At 69.6% G+C, this 14,795-nt stretch carries 13 protein-coding genes; 7 read left to right on the forward strand and 6 right to left on the reverse strand.

The genetic code is table 11. From position 1 onward, the window contains the following. Window positions 1-112: 112 nt before the first annotated feature. Entirely contained in the window at window positions 113-904 is a 792-nt protein-coding gene (locus ABDW59_RS00945; RefSeq protein WP_343627462.1) for a transporter substrate-binding domain-containing protein, read from the forward strand. Window positions 905-979: 75 nt separating this feature from the next. Here ABDW59_RS00945 and ABDW59_RS00950 read toward each other — a convergent pair whose 3' ends face one another. Both ABDW59_RS00950 and ABDW59_RS00955 read right to left on the reverse strand, forming a co-directional pair. Next, complete coding sequence (locus ABDW59_RS00950; RefSeq protein ID WP_343627464.1) at window positions 980-1,480, reverse strand: DUF4124 domain-containing protein; 501 nt, start codon at window positions 1,478-1,480, stop codon at window positions 980-982. Window positions 1,481-1,736: 256 nt separating this feature from the next. Beyond that, window positions 1,737-2,882: a Fic family protein gene (locus tag ABDW59_RS00955; protein ID WP_343627466.1), complete on the reverse strand. Its 1,146-nt coding sequence runs from the start codon at window positions 2,880-2,882 to the stop codon at window positions 1,737-1,739. Between the two features lie 259 nt (window positions 2,883-3,141). Between ABDW59_RS00955 and ABDW59_RS00960 the strand changes: the two genes are divergently transcribed. Beyond that, window positions 3,142-4,104 carry a class I SAM-dependent methyltransferase gene (locus ABDW59_RS00960; protein ID WP_343627468.1) on the forward strand — a complete coding sequence of 321 codons (963 nt, stop codon included), beginning with the start codon at window positions 3,142-3,144 and terminating at the stop codon, window positions 4,102-4,104. A gap of 32 nt (window positions 4,105-4,136) precedes the next feature. Here ABDW59_RS00960 and ABDW59_RS00965 read toward each other — a convergent pair whose 3' ends face one another. After that, window positions 4,137-5,471 (reverse strand): PLP-dependent aminotransferase family protein, encoded by a 1,335-nt coding sequence (locus ABDW59_RS00965; RefSeq protein ID WP_343627470.1) that lies wholly within the window; start codon window positions 5,469-5,471, stop codon window positions 4,137-4,139. A 164-nt stretch (window positions 5,472-5,635) separates the two neighbouring features. On the opposite strand from ABDW59_RS00965, the gene ABDW59_RS00970 reads away from it, so the two are divergent. The 4 genes from ABDW59_RS00970 to ABDW59_RS00985 all read left to right on the forward strand — a co-directional run bounded on the left by ABDW59_RS00970 (window position 5,636) and on the right by ABDW59_RS00985 (window position 10,157). After that, the gene (locus tag ABDW59_RS00970; RefSeq protein ID WP_343627472.1) at window positions 5,636-6,505 is read left to right on the forward strand and encodes a DMT family transporter; all 870 of its coding nucleotides are present in this window, start codon (window positions 5,636-5,638) and stop codon (window positions 6,503-6,505) included. A 99-nt stretch (window positions 6,506-6,604) separates the two neighbouring features. Next, on the forward strand, window positions 6,605-7,411 hold the full coding sequence (locus tag ABDW59_RS00975; RefSeq protein ID WP_343627473.1) for a hypothetical protein: 807 nt from the start codon (window positions 6,605-6,607) through the stop codon (window positions 7,409-7,411). After that, window positions 7,408-7,866: a (2Fe-2S)-binding protein gene (locus ABDW59_RS00980; RefSeq protein WP_343627474.1), complete on the forward strand. Its 459-nt coding sequence runs from the start codon at window positions 7,408-7,410 to the stop codon at window positions 7,864-7,866. The genes ABDW59_RS00975 and ABDW59_RS00980 overlap by 4 nt, the downstream gene beginning before the upstream one ends. Window positions 7,867-7,934: 68 nt before the next feature. Beyond that, window positions 7,935-10,157 carry a xanthine dehydrogenase family protein molybdopterin-binding subunit gene (locus ABDW59_RS00985; protein WP_343627720.1) on the forward strand — a complete coding sequence of 741 codons (2,223 nt, stop codon included), beginning with the start codon at window positions 7,935-7,937 and terminating at the stop codon, window positions 10,155-10,157. 244 nt (window positions 10,158-10,401) lie between these two features. Here the strand turns inward: ABDW59_RS00985 and leuD are convergent, their stop codons facing one another. From leuD to ABDW59_RS01000, 3 genes are read right to left on the reverse strand one after another with little or no spacing between them, the layout of a single operon-like run. Further along, window positions 10,402-11,037, reverse strand: coding sequence for a 3-isopropylmalate dehydratase small subunit (leuD, locus tag ABDW59_RS00990; protein WP_343627475.1), 636 nt, complete (start codon window positions 11,035-11,037; stop codon window positions 10,402-10,404). Beyond that, complete coding sequence (gene leuC / locus ABDW59_RS00995; protein ID WP_343627476.1) at window positions 11,034-12,566, reverse strand: 3-isopropylmalate dehydratase large subunit; 1,533 nt, start codon at window positions 12,564-12,566, stop codon at window positions 11,034-11,036. Before leuC ends, leuD begins: the two co-directional genes overlap by 4 nt. Next, the gene (locus ABDW59_RS01000; RefSeq protein ID WP_343627477.1) at window positions 12,563-13,633 is read right to left on the reverse strand and encodes an alpha/beta hydrolase; all 1,071 of its coding nucleotides are present in this window, start codon (window positions 13,631-13,633) and stop codon (window positions 12,563-12,565) included. Before ABDW59_RS01000 ends, leuC begins: the two co-directional genes overlap by 4 nt. A 73-nt stretch (window positions 13,634-13,706) precedes the next feature. On the opposite strand from ABDW59_RS01000, the gene ABDW59_RS01005 reads away from it, so the two are divergent. Further along, on the forward strand, window positions 13,707-14,624 hold the full coding sequence (locus ABDW59_RS01005; RefSeq protein WP_343627478.1) for a LysR family transcriptional regulator: 918 nt from the start codon (window positions 13,707-13,709) through the stop codon (window positions 14,622-14,624). Window positions 14,625-14,795: the final 171 nt, after the last annotated feature.

A 14,795-nucleotide genomic window follows, 5' to 3' on the forward strand; every position in this document is an offset into this window, starting at 1 on the left:
TCGGACCTGGCTCGCGGCGTCACCCGATATAGCCACGCGCCATGTGCATATGCCGATAGGGCGGGGCGACTGGTGGCAACATCGGTCGCTCCAACGCACAACGAGGGGTCTCATGAAGAACGTCCGCACCTCCCTGATCGCCGCCGCGCTGCTGGCCGGCGCGTCCCTGGCGGCCCAGGCCGCCGACCTGCTCGACGACGTCAAGTCGCGCGGCACCCTGCGCATCGCCGTCGAGGGCACCTATCCCCCGTTCAACTACAAGGACGAGAAGGGCCAGCTCACCGGCTTCGACGTCGAGATCGCCGCCGCCATCGCCGGCAAGCTGGGCGTCAAGCCGGAGTTCACCACCACCGAATGGAGCGGCATCCTCGCCGGCCTGCAGGCGGGCAAGTACGACGTCATCGTCAACCAGGTCGCCGCCACCGACGAGCGCCGCAAGACCTTCGACTTCAGCACGCCCTACGTGATGTCGTATCCGCAGCTGATCATCCGCGCCAACGAGACCCGGCAACTCCTGACCCCCGCCGACCTCAAGGGCAAGAAGGTCGGCGTCGGCCAGGGCAGCAACTTCGCCGAGCAGGCCAAGGGCTTCGAGGGCGTGGAGGTGCGCACCTATCCCGGCGCCACCGAGTACCTGCAGGACCTGGCCACCGGCCGCATCGACGCCGCGCTCAACGACAGCCTGCTGATTCCGTATCTGCGCGAGAAGACCAAGCTGCCGGTCAAGGCCGGCGCGGCGATCGGCAAGCCGGCGACCAACGCGATCCCGTTCCGCAAGAACAGCCCGAAGTTCAAGGCCGCCATCGACAAGGCCCTGGCCGACCTGATGGCCGACGGCACCTACGCCAAGATCTCGACCAAGTGGTTCGAGCGCGACGTCAGCAAGCCCATCGAGAACAAGTGAGCTGAACGCCGACCGGCGTCTGATCGCCCATTGGCACGCCGGAGGTCCTCATTGGCGGCGACGCCTCGAATCGGATCACTTGCAGAACAGCTTGATGTCGTTGCGCGCGATGTTGCGGTCGTGGTCGTCGGTGGGCCGCATCGCGGACCGGCGGACCGCGCCGCTCAAGACGTCCTTGGCCAGCGCGCAGCGGTAGGCATCGGTGTTGGGATCCAGGCCTTCGGACAAGGCGTAGACGCGCGAGGTCCGCAGGCCCGCGGCGGTCGGCGCGGAAGCCTCCGGCGATGCGGCAGCCGTGGGAGACGCCAGACTCGGCGCGGCGACCCAGGACTCCTTGCGCAGCGGTGGACTGTCGGGCGGGGGCGGGGGCGGCTTGATCTCGGAGGCTCGCGCACCGGGCTCGGTCGGCTTGCGCTGCGAGTAATGGGTGCGGCCATCGGCGTCGACCCATTTGTAGACCGAGGCCGAAGCGGCGGCCGGGGCCGGCGCCAGACCGGGAGAGGTCATCGGGGTCGCCGCTGGTACCGGCGTCGTCGTCTGCGCCAGCGCCGTGCCGGCCATGGCCGTCAAGGTCACGCCGAGCGCCGCCGCCGCGATTCGCGCGGCTCGTGTCACCCGTGCCAGCTGTGCAGATGCTGCAACTCGTGCGATCGGCGCGGCCTCTTCGTTCCGACGGACGCGTCCTTCCGGACGATTCGGCCGCATGGCCGTGCGCGCATGAACTCCCATGCCGCTCTCCCTGAAGAATCCTGGTTCTTGTAAGAGCCGCGACTGTAGAGGAGGCTCGCGGCCTTGTGCATCCCTCCGGGTGGGGTGGGGGATGGGTGAGGGGTCAGTCCTTGCGCCCGACGTCCTCGTAGCCTGTCAGGTCGTGCGTGTCGCTGGCCAAGAGCGTCATCAGCTTGGGATGAATGAAGAGCTTCTCCTTGCCCAGCCGCATTTCTTCGAGCACGCCGATGGACACCAGGTCCTGCAGGTATCGCGAGGCGGCCTGCCTTTGCGCGATGCCCTTGTCGACCAGCGTGCCGATCCGGCAGTAGGGCTGCTCAAAGATGGCGTCGATGAGCTCACGGCTGTAGATCTTGGGCAGACGCTGGCGAACGTACTCCACGGCCGCTTCGGACAATGCGCGAATGGCAAGGATCTTGTCGGTGGTCCAGCGCGCCGTTTCTTCGACCGCCTTCAACATGAACAGCACCCATGGTTCCCACGCGTCGTCGCGCGTGACCTCAAGCAGCAGCCGGTAGTAGTCCGCCTTGTGGGCGATCACGTGTCGGCTCAGATAGAGGATCGGCAAGGACAGCAGGTCCTCCTGGATCAGATAAAGGATGTTGAGGATCCGGCCCGTCCGTCCGTTGCCGTCGGTGAACGGGTGGATGGCCTCGAACTGATAGTGTCCGATGGCCATTCTCACCAGCGGGTCGAGATCGACCTGCTCGTGCAGGAAGCGTTCCCAGTTGGCCAGGAGGTCTCGCAGGCGAGCTTCTCCTTCCGGCGGCGTATAGATCACCCGGCCAGTCGCCGCATTGGCGAGTTGCGTGCCGGGGACTCGACGGATGTCCATGTCCGCATCTTTGATGGTGCTGCAGATCTGGACGGCGGTCGTCGTGCAGAGCGGGCGGCGCGCCAACGACTGGAAGCCTGCATACAGCGCGGTCCGGTAGCGAAGCGCTTCTTTCGTGGCCGGATCGGCCGACGACTCCTGCGCCTGCGCGAACTGGAACAGCTTGTCGGCGGTGGTCACGATGTTCTCAATCTCAGAGCTGTCCTTCGCTTCGAGGAGAGGGATCGTGTTGATCAGCATCGTCTGATTCGGGATCAACGCTGCTGCCTGCTTGAGACCGGCCAACGCCGCCCGCGAGAGCACGCACTGCTTCAACACCGCGCGGGTCTCCAGCTCGGAGGGCGGCGGCAGGCGCGGCAGGTCGTTGAACGGCCGCTCGGGCGACCAGGGGAGGACAGAGGAGGGGCTGTTCATGTTCGCGAAATCGCCATATGACGACAGGTATGAACGATATGGCGCCAGGAACGACGCGTCAACGAAACGTGTCGATAAAATCGCAGAATAGCGACATGATGAGGGGCAGTCTCCTGTCATGTTCTAGGAATCTAATTTCATCGACATGACGAGAGGCTCATGTCGCTGCCGAAGACATGAGCCCACGACGTGTCGACAAAAGCGAATTTCGTCGACATGGCACGCTGTCTACACTGTCGCCCCGCTCCCGACCCTGTTCATGCAAGCCCTTCTTGACGCCATCTCCCGGTTGACCCGCCCCACCGACGCCGGCCGCGTCTTCCATGGCCGCGGCGGCCTGCATCCGGGCTGCGAGCAATGGGCGCTGGACGCCTATCCGCCGGTCTGGCTGCTGACGAGCTTCGCGCCCGTCGCGGACGACGAGCTCGCCCGCATCGGCGCTGCGCTCGCCGCCCGCTGGGCCGAGATCGCGCCGGGCGAGCCGCTGAACTGGGTCTTCCAGCATCGCGACGAGAACCGCCCCGCCAATCGCGTGATGGCTGGCGAGATCCCCGCCGAGCACATCGTCGAGGAGGACGGTGCGCGCTTCGCCGTCAACCTGCCGCACGGTCAGAACCACGGCTTCTTCCTCGACATGGCCGAGGGCCGACGCTGGACGCGCCGCTGGGCTGAGGCCCATCCCGGCGGCAAGGTGCTGAACCTCTTCGCCTACACCTGCTCGTTCTCGGTCGCGGCGCTGCGAGGCGGCGCCGCCGCCGTCGACAACTACGACATGGCCCGCGGACCGCTGGCCGTCGGGCGCCGCAACCACCAGCTCAACGGCGTGCAGGACCGCGCGGCCTTCCATGGTCACGACGTGTTCAGCTCCTGGGGAAAGATCCGCCGCGGCGCGCCCTACGACCTCGTCGTGCTGGACCCGCCCAGCTACCAGAAGGGCAGCTTCGTCGCGACCAAGGACTACGCCCGCCTGGCCCGCAAGTTGCCGGAGCTGCTCGCCCCGGGCGGCCACGCGCTGGTGTGCCTCAACACGCCCAAGCTCGGCACCGACTTCCTGTGCGACACCCTCGCCGCCGAGGCCCCGATGCTCGAGTTCATCGAGCGCGTCGCCAATCCCGCCGTCTTCGCCGACGTGGATGAGGAACGGTCGTTGAAGGTGCTGGTGTACCGGCAGCCAGAACACGTCGCGCCGTCCGACTCGCGTGCGCCGCCCGAAGCGGTTTGACGTCGGTCGATACGGACAGCCGCCGCTGACGTTCAGAAGCTCCTCGCCTCGATCGCCTCCCTGACGCGATCCAGTCCCTCGCCCAGGCGATCGAAGTCGACCGACCCGAGCGCAAGCCGGATCGCATGGGGCACGTGCTTCGTCGTCGCGAAGGGCTCGGCCGTCGAGACCGAGATCCGCTCGCGCTGCAGCGCCATCGCGACCTGATCGGCGCGGACCTCCTCGCCCAGCGGCAACCACACGAAGTAGCTCGACGCATGCCCGATGCGCTTGAGCGGCCCCAGCCGCTGCGCCGCGAGCCGCTGCCGCCGCTTCGCGTCCTCGCGCTTCTCGCGCTCCAGCCGGTCGACGGTGCCGTCCTCCAGCCAGCCGGCGGTGATGGCCGTCATCACCCCGGGCGTGTTCCAGGTCGTCGCGCGGATGGCGCGCTCGATCGGAGGCACGGCCTCGGGCGGAGCCACCGCGAAGCCGACCCGCAGGCCCGCCGCGACGCTCTTCGAGAAGCCCGAGACATACACGGTCCGCTCCGGTGCGAGCATCGCCAGCGGCGGCGGCGGATCCTCCGCGAGATAGGCATAGGCGCCGTCCTCGATGACCCACAGATCGTGCCGCCGCGCGAGCGCCGCCAGTTCCCGCCGCCGCGTCGCGCCCATCACCCAGCCCAGCGGGTTGTTGAGCGTGGGCATGGTGTAGATCGCCTTGACCTTGCGGCGCCGGCACAGCGCCTCCAGCGCGTCGAGATCCGGTCCCGCGCCCGCCGCAGGCACCGGCACCAGCTCCAGGCGCTGCATCTCAGCGACCAGCTTGAAGCCGGGATAGGTCAGCGCGTCCACCGCGACCACGTCGCCGGGCTTGAGCAGCGCCATCAGCGTGACCGCGATGCCGTGTTGCGCGCCGTCGACGATGAGCACGCGCTCGCCCTCGACCGTCAGGGCGCGCCGCGTCAGATGCCGCGCGACGGCGGCACGATCCGCGGGGCGGCCCCCATGCGGCTGATAGCGGAGCAGCGCCTCCAGGTCGCCAGCGCCGGCGAGCTGTCGCAGCGCGCCGCGCAGCAGCTCGGCCTGACCGGGCAGGGACGGGTAGTTGAAGCTGAGGTCGACCATGTCGGCGGCGACCGCGTCCAGATCGACGCCCTGGCTGGGCGACAGCAGCGTCTCCTTCACGAAGGTGCCGCGGCCGGTCTCGCCGCTGACCAGACCCATCGCTCGCAGCTCCGCATAGACGCGCGTCGCGGTCACCAGCGCAAAGCCCTCACGCTCGGCGAGCACACGATGCGTCGGCAAGCGCTCCCCCGCGGGCAGCGCGCCGCTGCGGATCTCCGCCGCCAAGCGATCCACCACCGCCTTGTATCTGGGCTCGGCCATCGTCCTTCTCCCTCCGCATGCCGTCGAACCGGCGACAGCAACAGCAACCGCGGCAGCGGCAGCGGCAGCGGCAGCGGCAGCAGTACGTGTATCCATGACAATTTTTTGATTGTATTGATCCAACTCGCTACGCTGGCCGCTTCCTCCTCCACGACCCTTGATCCATGGACACCGCATCCCGAGGCTGGCTGAACGGATTCATCGGCATGCTGATCTTCAGCGGCTCGTTGCCGGCGACGCGCGTCGCGGTGGCGGATTTCGATCCCGTCTTCCTCACCGCCGCGCGCGCCTCCATCGCCGGCCTGCTGGCGCTGCTCGCGCTGTTGCTGCTGCGCGCGCCGCGTCCGTCGCGCCAGCAGTGGTGGCCGCTGGCCATCGTTGCGATGGGCGTCGTCATCGGCTTCCCGCTGCTGACCGCGCTGGCGCTGCGCCACGTGACCTCGGCCCACTCGGTCGTCTTCATCGCGCTGCTGCCGCTGTCCACCGCCGCCTTCGGCGTGCTGCGCGGCGGCGAGCGCCCCCGACCCCCGTTCTGGGTCTTCTCGGTGCTGGGCAGCGCCTTCGTCATCGGCTTTGCCGCCGCGCAGGGCCTGGACGCGGCACCCCTGGGCGACCTGTTGATGCTGGCCGCCATCCTGGTCTGCGGCCTGGGCTACGCGGAGGGCGCCAAGCTCTCCCGCGTGCTCGGCGGCTGGCAGGTGATCTGCTGGGCGCTGGTGATCGCGCTGCCGGTGATGCTCATCGGATCGCTGTGGCTGATGCCGCTCAGCCTCAGCGATGTCGGCGCGCCGGCCTGGGCGGGTCTGGGCTATGTGTCGCTGTTCAGCATGCTGATCGGCTTCGTGTTCTGGTATCGAGGGCTTGCGCAAGGCGGCATCGCGGCGGTCGGCCAGCTGCAGCTCCTGCAGCCGCTGTTCGGGCTCGCGCTGGCGGCGGGGCTGTTGCACGAATCGGTGAGTCCGGCGATGCTTGCGGTCACCGTCGCCGTGATCGGCTGCGTCGCCGGGGCCCGGCGTTTCTCGCGGCCTCGCTGACGTCGATTCAGGCAAGCCTCTCGGCGGATCGGGCAAGCCACGTCGCTGCTCGCCTCCCTAGACTGCGGAGCGTCAGCACGCAGCCAGCAGGAGGTCGACATGGGTGCATGTTTCGCATGGGGATCCTCGTGGCCCTCGCCGTGCGCGGTGGCCCGTACCGCGGTGTTGGGCCTGATGGCCGCACCGCTCACGGCCCTCGCGGCCGACGGCGCCGGCTTCCAGCCGACCCCGATTTCAGCGACGCCGAGCCGCGACGAAGGCCTGGCCGCCTTCGCCCGCATGGAGCGCGTGCTGCTCCATCCGCGATGTCTGAACTGCCATGTGCCGGGTGCTCCGCTGCAGGGCGACTTCAGCCGCATCCACTACCCGGCCGTGCAGCGCGGCGCCGACGGCAAGGGCGTCGCGCCGCTGCAGTGCGCGACCTGCCACTCGACGCAGAACAGCCCGCTCCCGCATGCGCCGCCCGGTCTGGAGACCGACGGCAAGCCCGGCTGGCACATGCCGCCGGAGAACATGAAGATGTCCTGGCTGGGCCTGCGCGGACCGGCGCTGTGCAAGGTCTTCCGCGAGCCCGCCACCAACGGGCATCGGTCGCTGGCCATGCTCGAGCAGCACTTGCTCACCGATCACCTGGTCGCCTGGGGCTGGAAACCCGGTCCGGCGCGCGCGCTGCCGCCGCTGGCCAAGGCCGACTTCGATGAAACGGTCCGGGCCTGGATCCGCAACGGCGCGCCCTGCGACGCCACCGAGCCGCTGCGCAAGTCCGTCGGCCTGACCAAGGCCGAGGCCGATCGCGACATGGCCGACCGGCTGCGCGCGCTCGCGCGGGCCGGGGACAAGGACATCGACAACGACACCGCGTCCGGCCGCGCGCCGGGCGCCGCGCTCACGAGGAGCCAGCCATGATCTCTTTCCGCTTGAACGGCCAGCCCAAGCAGGTCGACGTGCCGGGCGACACGCCCGTGCTGTGGGTGCTGCGGGACACGCTGGGCATGACCGGCACCAAGTTCGGCTGCGGCATCGCGGTCTGCGGCGCATGCACCGTGCACGTCGACGGTCAGCAGCGCCGCGCCTGCGTCACGCCCATCGAATCGATCGCGGGCCAGCAGCTCACCACCATCGAGGCCATCGATGACGACCGTGTCGGCAAGGCGGTGCAGGACGCGTGGATCAAGCATGACGTCGTGCAATGCGGCTACTGCCAGAGCGGCCAGATCATGGCCGCCGTCGCGCTGCTCAAGGCGCGGCGCCGCCCCACCGACGCCGAGATCGACAGCGCCATGAGCGCCAACCTCTGCCGCTGCGGGACCTACGTGCGGGTGCATGCCGCCGTCAAGGACGCCGCCAAGGCGCTGGGCTGAAGGAGACCGCCATGCGACCGATGTTCCAGTACCTCCATGGCGCGCTGCCCGACGCGGGCGGCGACGCGATGTCCGGCAACGATGAGGCGGCCAGCGGCGAGGCCGCGTCCGGCGTCGGCCGGCGTCTGTTCCTCAAGATGGGCTTGTCCTCGGGCTTCGCGCTCTATGCCGTCGGCGCGGGCGCGCAGGACGGCGCCGCGAGCGCGCCGGGCGGCTCAGGGCCGGGCGCGCCCATGGCGCTCAAGCCCTTCCAGCAGCCGCTGGCCTTCGTCGCCATCGATGCCCAGGGCGTCGTGACGGTGAAGATCGGCAAGATCGACTTCGGCCAAGGCGTGCAGACCGCGCTGCCCATGCTGGTCGCCGAGGAGATGGATGCCGACTGGTCCCGCATCCGCTGCGAGCTCGCGCCGGCGGGTGAGGCCTACAAGGATCCGTTCTTCCAGATCCAGATGGTGGGCGGCTCCACCAGCATGAAGGCCTCGTGGATGCAGTACCGCGAGATCGGCGCCCGCATGCGCGCGATGCTGCTGGCGGCGGCCTCGAAGCGGACCGGCGTGCCGGTCCCGCAGCTGCGCACCGAGAACGGCAAGGTCATCGTGCCCGACGGCCAGCGCCTGGACTACGGCGTGCTCGCGGCCGGCGCGATGAACGAGCCGGTCCCCGCCACGGTGCAGCTCAAACAGCCCGCGCAGTTCACGCTGATCGGCAAGCCCATGGACCGGCTGGACGCGCGCGCCAAGTCCAGCGGCCGACAGGACTTCGGCATCGACTTCCAGCAGGCGGGCCTGCGCACCGTGGTCATGCTGCATCCGCCGGTCTTTGGCGGACGCGTGGCGGGCTTCGATCCGGCGCCCGCGCTCGCGGTGCCTGGCGTCGAGGAGGTCATCCAAGTACCGCTGGTCGGCGGCGCGAGCGGCCTGGCCATCGTGGCGGACGGCTTCTGGCCGGCGCGCAAGGCGCGGGAGCTGCTCAAGGTCGACTGGGACCTGAGCGGCCTGGATCGGGCGGACAGCGCCGCCTTGCTCGCGCAGTACCGCGAGCTGGCGGGCAAGCCGGGCGTCGTCGTGCAGAAGGCCGAGGGCGCGCCGACGGGACTGAAGAGCGCGGGGACGATCAGCGCGGAGTACGTCTTCCCCTATCTCGCCCACACCCCGATGGAGCCGCTGAACTGCAGCATCGACTTCCGCGGCGACAGCGCCACGGTGTGGGTGGGCTCACAGTTCCAGACGGTGGACCAAGCGCAGGTGGCGGGCGTGCTCGGGCTCAGGCCGGATCAGGTGGTGCTCAACACGATGACCGCGGGCGGCGGCTTCGGCCGGCGCGCGACGCCGAGCTCGGATTACCTCGTCGAGGCGGCGCAGGTCGCGAAGGCGAGGTTCTCGGCCGGGAAGAAGGGGCCGATCAAGATGATCTGGACCCGCGAGGACGACGTGCGCGGCGGCTACTACCGGCCGATGCATCTGCACCGCGTGGAGATCGCGCACGACGGCAAGGGCAATGTGCTGGGTTGGAAGCATGTGATCGTGGGGCAGTCCATCACCATGGGCACGCCGTTCGAAGCCTTCACGGTGAAGAACGGCGCGGACACGACGATGACCGAGGGTGTGGCGGAGAGCGCCTATCCCTTCCCGATCGCGCTGGAGGTGCATCACCCCAAGGTCAACGTGCCGGTGCTGTGGTGGCGCTCGGTGGGGCACACGCACACGGCCTTCGTGATGGAGACGCTGGTGGATGAGCTCGCCCGCGCGGGGGGCGTGGATCCGGTGGCGTATCGGCGCAAGCTGCTGGCCAAGCATGAGCGGCATCTGGCCGCGCTGGATCTGGCGGTGGCGCGGTCGGGGTATGGAAAGAGCCGGCTGGAGAAGGGCAGGGCTTGGGGCGTGGCGGTGCATGAGTCCTTCGGCACCGTCGTGGCCTACGTGGTCGAGGTCTCGATGCGGGACGGGCGGCCGCGGGTGCATCGGGTGACGGCGGGCGTGCATTGCAACCTCGCGGTGAATCCGAGAACGATCGAGGCGCAGGTGCAGGGGGCGCTGGTGATGGGCATCGGAATGACCTTGCCGGGGGCGGAGATCACGCTCAAGGAGGGCGAGGTGCAGCAGAGCAATTGGCACGACTATCGGATCGCGACGCATGTGGATGCGCCGCAGGTCGATGTGTTCATCGTGCCGTCGGCGGAACCGCCGACCGGGATGGGGGAGTGCGGCGTGCCGCCGATCGCGCCGGCGATGGCGAATGCGGTCGCGGCGTTGACGGGGAGGCGGTTGCGGGGGTTGCCATTCCAGGTGTGATGACCAGGTGAGCGTGGGCGACGGCGGTGTGGGCGGCGGCGGTAGGGAAAGAAGACCCTCTCCCTAGCCCTCTCCCGCAAGCGGGCGAGGGGACAAGAGGGCTCGCTGACCTCTTTGACCACCGCATGCCCGAGCCCGCTTGCGGGAGCGCCCTCTTACTCCCTCGCCCGCTTGCGGGAGAGGGTGGGGGAGAGGGTCTTCGGGGTCTTCCGGGTCCTCTCAGTCCCCGGCGCCCGCCCGGCGATCAATCAGCCCCGACCGCCACATCCTTCAACCAAGGCTGCTCCTCCCAATGCCTCGCCGCGAACGCCGCGATCTGCTCCCGATACGTCATCGACAACCCGATCGCATCCAGCCCCTCAAGCAGCATCCTCCGATGCCGCGGCAGCATCTCGAATCCCATCGCTCGATCGGGCTCCGCCCCCGCGCTCAAGGTCAGCGCCTCCACATCGATGACCACGCCGTTGCGTCCCGGCTGATCCGCCTCATCCATCAACCGACGCACCTCCGCCTCCGGCAGCGTGACCAGCAGCAGCCCATTGCCCATCGCGTTGGAATAGAAGATCTCCCCGAAGCTCGGCGCCACCACAGCCCGGATGCCCGCCTGCTGCAAGCCCCAGACCGCATGCTCCCGGCTCGATCCGCAGCCGAAGTTGTTCCCGGCAATCAAGACGCTCACATCCGCGTACTCTGCCCGGTTGAGCACGAACTCAGGACGCTCAATGCCCCGCGCATCGAATCGCAGGTCGTAGAAGAGCCCCTCGCTCAGCCCGTTCTTGTCGATGCCGCGCAGGAACTGCTTGGGCATGATCTGGTCGGTGTCGAGGTTCTCGATGCGCAGGGCCGCGCTGCGGCCCTCGATGCGGCGGACGGGTTTCATCGCGGGGACTCCACGGCAGGCAGGCGGCGCACGTCGGTCAGCGCGCCGGTGACCGCGGCGGCAGCAGCCATCGCGGGACTCATCAGATGGGTGATGGCGCCGCGACCCTGGCGGCCCTCGAAGTTGCGGTTGGTCGTGGACGCGCAGCGAATGCCGTCGGCCAGCACGTCGTCGTTCATCGCCAGGCACATCGAGCAGCCCGGCTGGCGCCACTCGAAGCCGGCGTCGATGAACACGCGATCCAGCCCCTCGGCCTCGGCTGCCGCACGCACCGCGCCGGATCCCGGCACCACCATGGCCCGCACGCCGGCCGCGACGTGGCGACCGCGCAGGATGTCGGCAGCGGCGCGCAGATCCTCGATGCGACCATTGGTGCACGAGCCGATGAACACGTGCTGGACCGGCGTGCCGATCAGCGGCGCACCCGCGCTCATGCGGGTGTAGCGCAGCGCGCGCTCGGCGCTGGAGCGGGCCACCGCGTCAGTCATCGCGGCCGGATCCGGGATGGCCGCGTCGATCGGCGCGACCTGATCGGGACTCGTCCCCCAGGTCACTTGCGGTGCGACCTCGGCGGCATCGAAGCGATGCTCGATCTCGAAGACCGCGTCGTCGTCGGATCGCAGCGCGCGCCAGCGCGCGAGCGCCGCGTCCTTCATCGCGCCGGTCAGCGCCGGCACCTTGTCCAGCACGTAGCGGATGGCCGTCTCGTCGGGCGCGATCAGCGCGCCGCGCGCGCCGGCCTCGACCGCCATGTTGCAGACGGTGAAGCGCGCTTCCACCGACAACGCGTCGATCGCACTGCCGCAGAACTCGACCACGAAGCCGCGCGCGCCCTGCGCGCCGATGCGGCCGATGATCGCGAGCACCAGGTCCTTGGCCGTGGTGCCGACGGGCAGCGTGCCGTCGACGCGGATGCGCATGTCCTGCGCCAGCCGATAGACCAGCGTCTGCGTCGCGAGCACATGCTCGACCTCGGTCGTGCCGATGCCGAAGCCCAGCGCGCCGAGCGCGCCATAGGTCGTCGTGTGGCTGTCCCCGCAGATCACGACCATGCCGGGGCGGATCATGCCGTGCTCCGGCGCGACCACGTGCTCGATGCCTTGCAGCGCGTCGGTGGTGTCGAACAGCGGAATCCCGTGCCGATCGCAGTTGCGCTTGAGGTTGCTGGCCTGCAGCGCGGACGGGCCGTCGGCGATCACGCGCATCTTGTTGGGCACCGGATGCGTCGGGATGATGTGGCTCACCACCGCGACGTTCTGGCGCGGCATGGGCACGCCGCGCCCCTGCTCATGGAGCCCGGCGAAGGCTTGCGGGCTGGTGTACTCGTTCATCAGATGCAGGTCGCAGAACAGCAGCACGTTCTGCTCGTCCAGCGTGGCGACGGTGTGGCTGTCGACCAGCTTGCGGTACAGCGTGCGCGGTGCGCCGGCCGCCGCGGCAACATCGCCCAATTGGTCCGACGAGGTCGCGGCGGCCCCGGTGGCGTCGGCGCGCAGGGCTTCGGCCGTGGTGTGGGAGGAGGAACTCATCGTGCGGCCTCGTCGGGGGAACGCGGGGTGTCAGAGAAGAAGGGCAGCACGCGCTCCAACAGCAGCGCGGGCGCTTCCTCGGGGATGTAATGGCCGCAGGGCAGGGCCTCGCCGCGCAGGTCGCTCGCGATGGGTCGCCACAGCGCCAGCGGATCGAAGCAGCGATGCACCACGCCCTGCTCGCCCCACAGCACCAGCAACGGCATCGTGAGGTGGCGGCCGGCCTCGCGGTCGGCACGGTCGTGGATCAGGTCGATGCCGGCGGCGGCGCGGTAGTCCTCGCAGATGCCGCGCGCGGTGCCAGGCAGGGCGAGGCAGCGCTCGTACTCGGCCAGGGCCTGAGGCGCGAAAGGCGCCAGCCCCGCGCTGCGGCGGCCCATCACGTCGCGCACGTAGGCGGCGGGATCGGCCTCCAGCAGGCGCTCGGGCAGCGGCGCCGGCTGGATCAGGAAGAACCAATGCCAGTAGGCGCGGGCGAAGGCGTCGCTGGTCTGCTCGTACATGTCGAGCGTGGGCGCGATGTCCAGCAGCACGAGACGTCGCACCGCGTGCGGCGCATCCAGCGCAAGCCGATGCGCGACGCGCGCGCCGCGGTCATGGGCCAGCACGTCGAAGCGTTCGAAGCCGAGCGCGCGCATCACCGCGACCATGTCGGCCGCCATCGCGCGCTTGCTGTAGGCGGCGTGGTCCACGCCGCCCTCCGGCTTGGAGGAATCGCCGTAGCCGCGCAGATCGGCGGCGACGACGGTGAAGTGCTCGGCCAGCACGGGCGCGACCTGATGCCAGATCGCGCGCGTCTGCGGGTGCCCGTGGAGCAGCAGCAGCGCCGGACCGCGGCCACCGATCGTCGCGCGGATGCGCACGCCGTCGGCGGTCGCGATGCTGCGATGGACGAAGCCGGGGTAGAGCGCGGTGAGCGCATCGGTCACCGCCTCCGCTGCGACGTGACCGACGGCGGGCGCAGTGCCCGTCGCGGTCTTGATTGCCGGATCACCGGCCCGATGGTCGGCCGGGGAGGCGTCGGACGCAGGGGCGGCGCGGTCGTGAATCTCGGGTGTGGGAGGCATGACGGAATTCTGGTCGTGAATGACCGTCGCATAATTTCCGAATCGGCAGTTCTTTCGTTCTTTGGAGTCAACAATGGACGGGTTCTCGGATCTGGGCTTTTTCGCGCTCCTGGTGAAGCAGGGCAGCCTCGCGGCGGCGGCGCAACAGCTGGGCGTCACGCCGCCGGCGGTGAGCAAGCGCCTGGCCGCCATCGAGCGCCGCCTGGGCGTGCGTCTGCTGCAGCGCACCACGCGCCGCATCGGCCTGACACCGGAGGGCGAGACCTATCTGGTCGACGGCGCGCGCGTGCTGGAAGAGCTGGAGGCGCTGGAGCGCACCGTCGCCGGTGGACGCGCCGCGCCCAAGGGCCTGGTGCGCATCGCCGCGACGCTGGGCTTCGGCCGCAAGCACATCGCGCCGGCGCTGTCGCGTTTCGCGCGGCGCTATCCGGAGGTCGAGGTGCGGCTGGAGCTCACGGACCGACCGGTCAATCTGGTCGAGCAGAGCCTGGACCTCGAGGTCCATGTCGGCGAGCCGCCGGACGCGCGCCTGACCGCGCGGCTGCTGGCGCGCAACCGGCGGGTGCTGTGCGCCTCGCCGGCCTATCTGAAGCGCGCGGGCGAGCCGACCTCGCCGCGCGAGCTCGCCCGCCACGCCTGCCTCTTCATCCGCGAGAACGACGAGACCTTCGGCACCTGGCATCTGCGCCAGGGCTCGCGTAAGGAAAGCGTGAAGGTGCGCGGGCCGCTGGCCTCCAACGACGGGGAGAGCGTGCTGGCTTGGGGCCTCGATGGACACGGCATTCTGCTGCGATCGGCCTGGGAGGCGGCGCCGATGCTGCGCTCGGGCCGGCTGCGGCCGGTGCTGGCGGACTGGGCGCTGCCGCCGGCCGACATCCATCTGATCTTCCCCACGCGCGCGCACCTGTCGGCCAAGACGCGGGTGCTGGTGGACTTCCTGCTGGAGCGCTTCGAGCCGCATCGCGAGGGCGACGAGGACGGCGGTTGGTGAGGCTGTCGCTCGCGCGCGCTTCGCGCGCGGAGCCCCTCGCTCTAGGGACTGGCCGGCCACGCCGCCGCTTGCCAGAATCCACCGTGCAAGCGACGACAAGAGCGCCTGTGGCCCCATCGAACGCCCAGCAGGGCGAGCGTGGCCGCGACGGCGCCGACAAGAGCGACGACC

The organism is Roseateles sp., assembly GCF_039595295.1.
GTDB lineage: Bacteria > Pseudomonadota > Gammaproteobacteria > Burkholderiales > Burkholderiaceae_C > Roseateles.

Bases quoted from the DNA above. Each gene is read 5' to 3' on its own strand.
- ABDW59_RS00945 (WP_343627462.1), top strand. From the start codon at position 113: ATGAAGAACGTCCGCACCTCCCTGATCGCCGCCGCGCTGCTGGCCGGC.
- ABDW59_RS00955 (WP_343627466.1), bottom strand. From the start codon at position 2,882: ATGAACAGCCCCTCCTCTGTCCTCCCCTGGTCGCCCGAGCGGCCGTTC.
- ABDW59_RS00960 (WP_343627468.1), top strand. From the start codon at position 3,142: ATGCAAGCCCTTCTTGACGCCATCTCCCGGTTGACCCGCCCCACCGAC.
- ABDW59_RS00965 (WP_343627470.1), bottom strand. From the start codon at position 5,471: ATGGCCGAGCCCAGATACAAGGCGGTGGTGGATCGCTTGGCGGCGGAG.
- ABDW59_RS00970 (WP_343627472.1), top strand. From the start codon at position 5,636: ATGGACACCGCATCCCGAGGCTGGCTGAACGGATTCATCGGCATGCTG.
- ABDW59_RS00975 (WP_343627473.1), top strand. From the start codon at position 6,605: ATGGGTGCATGTTTCGCATGGGGATCCTCGTGGCCCTCGCCGTGCGCG.
- ABDW59_RS00980 (WP_343627474.1), top strand. From the start codon at position 7,408: ATGATCTCTTTCCGCTTGAACGGCCAGCCCAAGCAGGTCGACGTGCCG.
- ABDW59_RS00985 (WP_343627720.1), top strand. From the start codon at position 7,935: ATGTCCGGCAACGATGAGGCGGCCAGCGGCGAGGCCGCGTCCGGCGTC.
- leuD (WP_343627475.1), bottom strand. From the start codon at position 11,037: ATGAAACCCGTCCGCCGCATCGAGGGCCGCAGCGCGGCCCTGCGCATC.
- leuC (WP_343627476.1), bottom strand. From the start codon at position 12,566: ATGAGTTCCTCCTCCCACACCACGGCCGAAGCCCTGCGCGCCGACGCC.
- ABDW59_RS01000 (WP_343627477.1), bottom strand. From the start codon at position 13,633: ATGCCTCCCACACCCGAGATTCACGACCGCGCCGCCCCTGCGTCCGAC.
- ABDW59_RS01005 (WP_343627478.1), top strand. From the start codon at position 13,707: ATGGACGGGTTCTCGGATCTGGGCTTTTTCGCGCTCCTGGTGAAGCAG.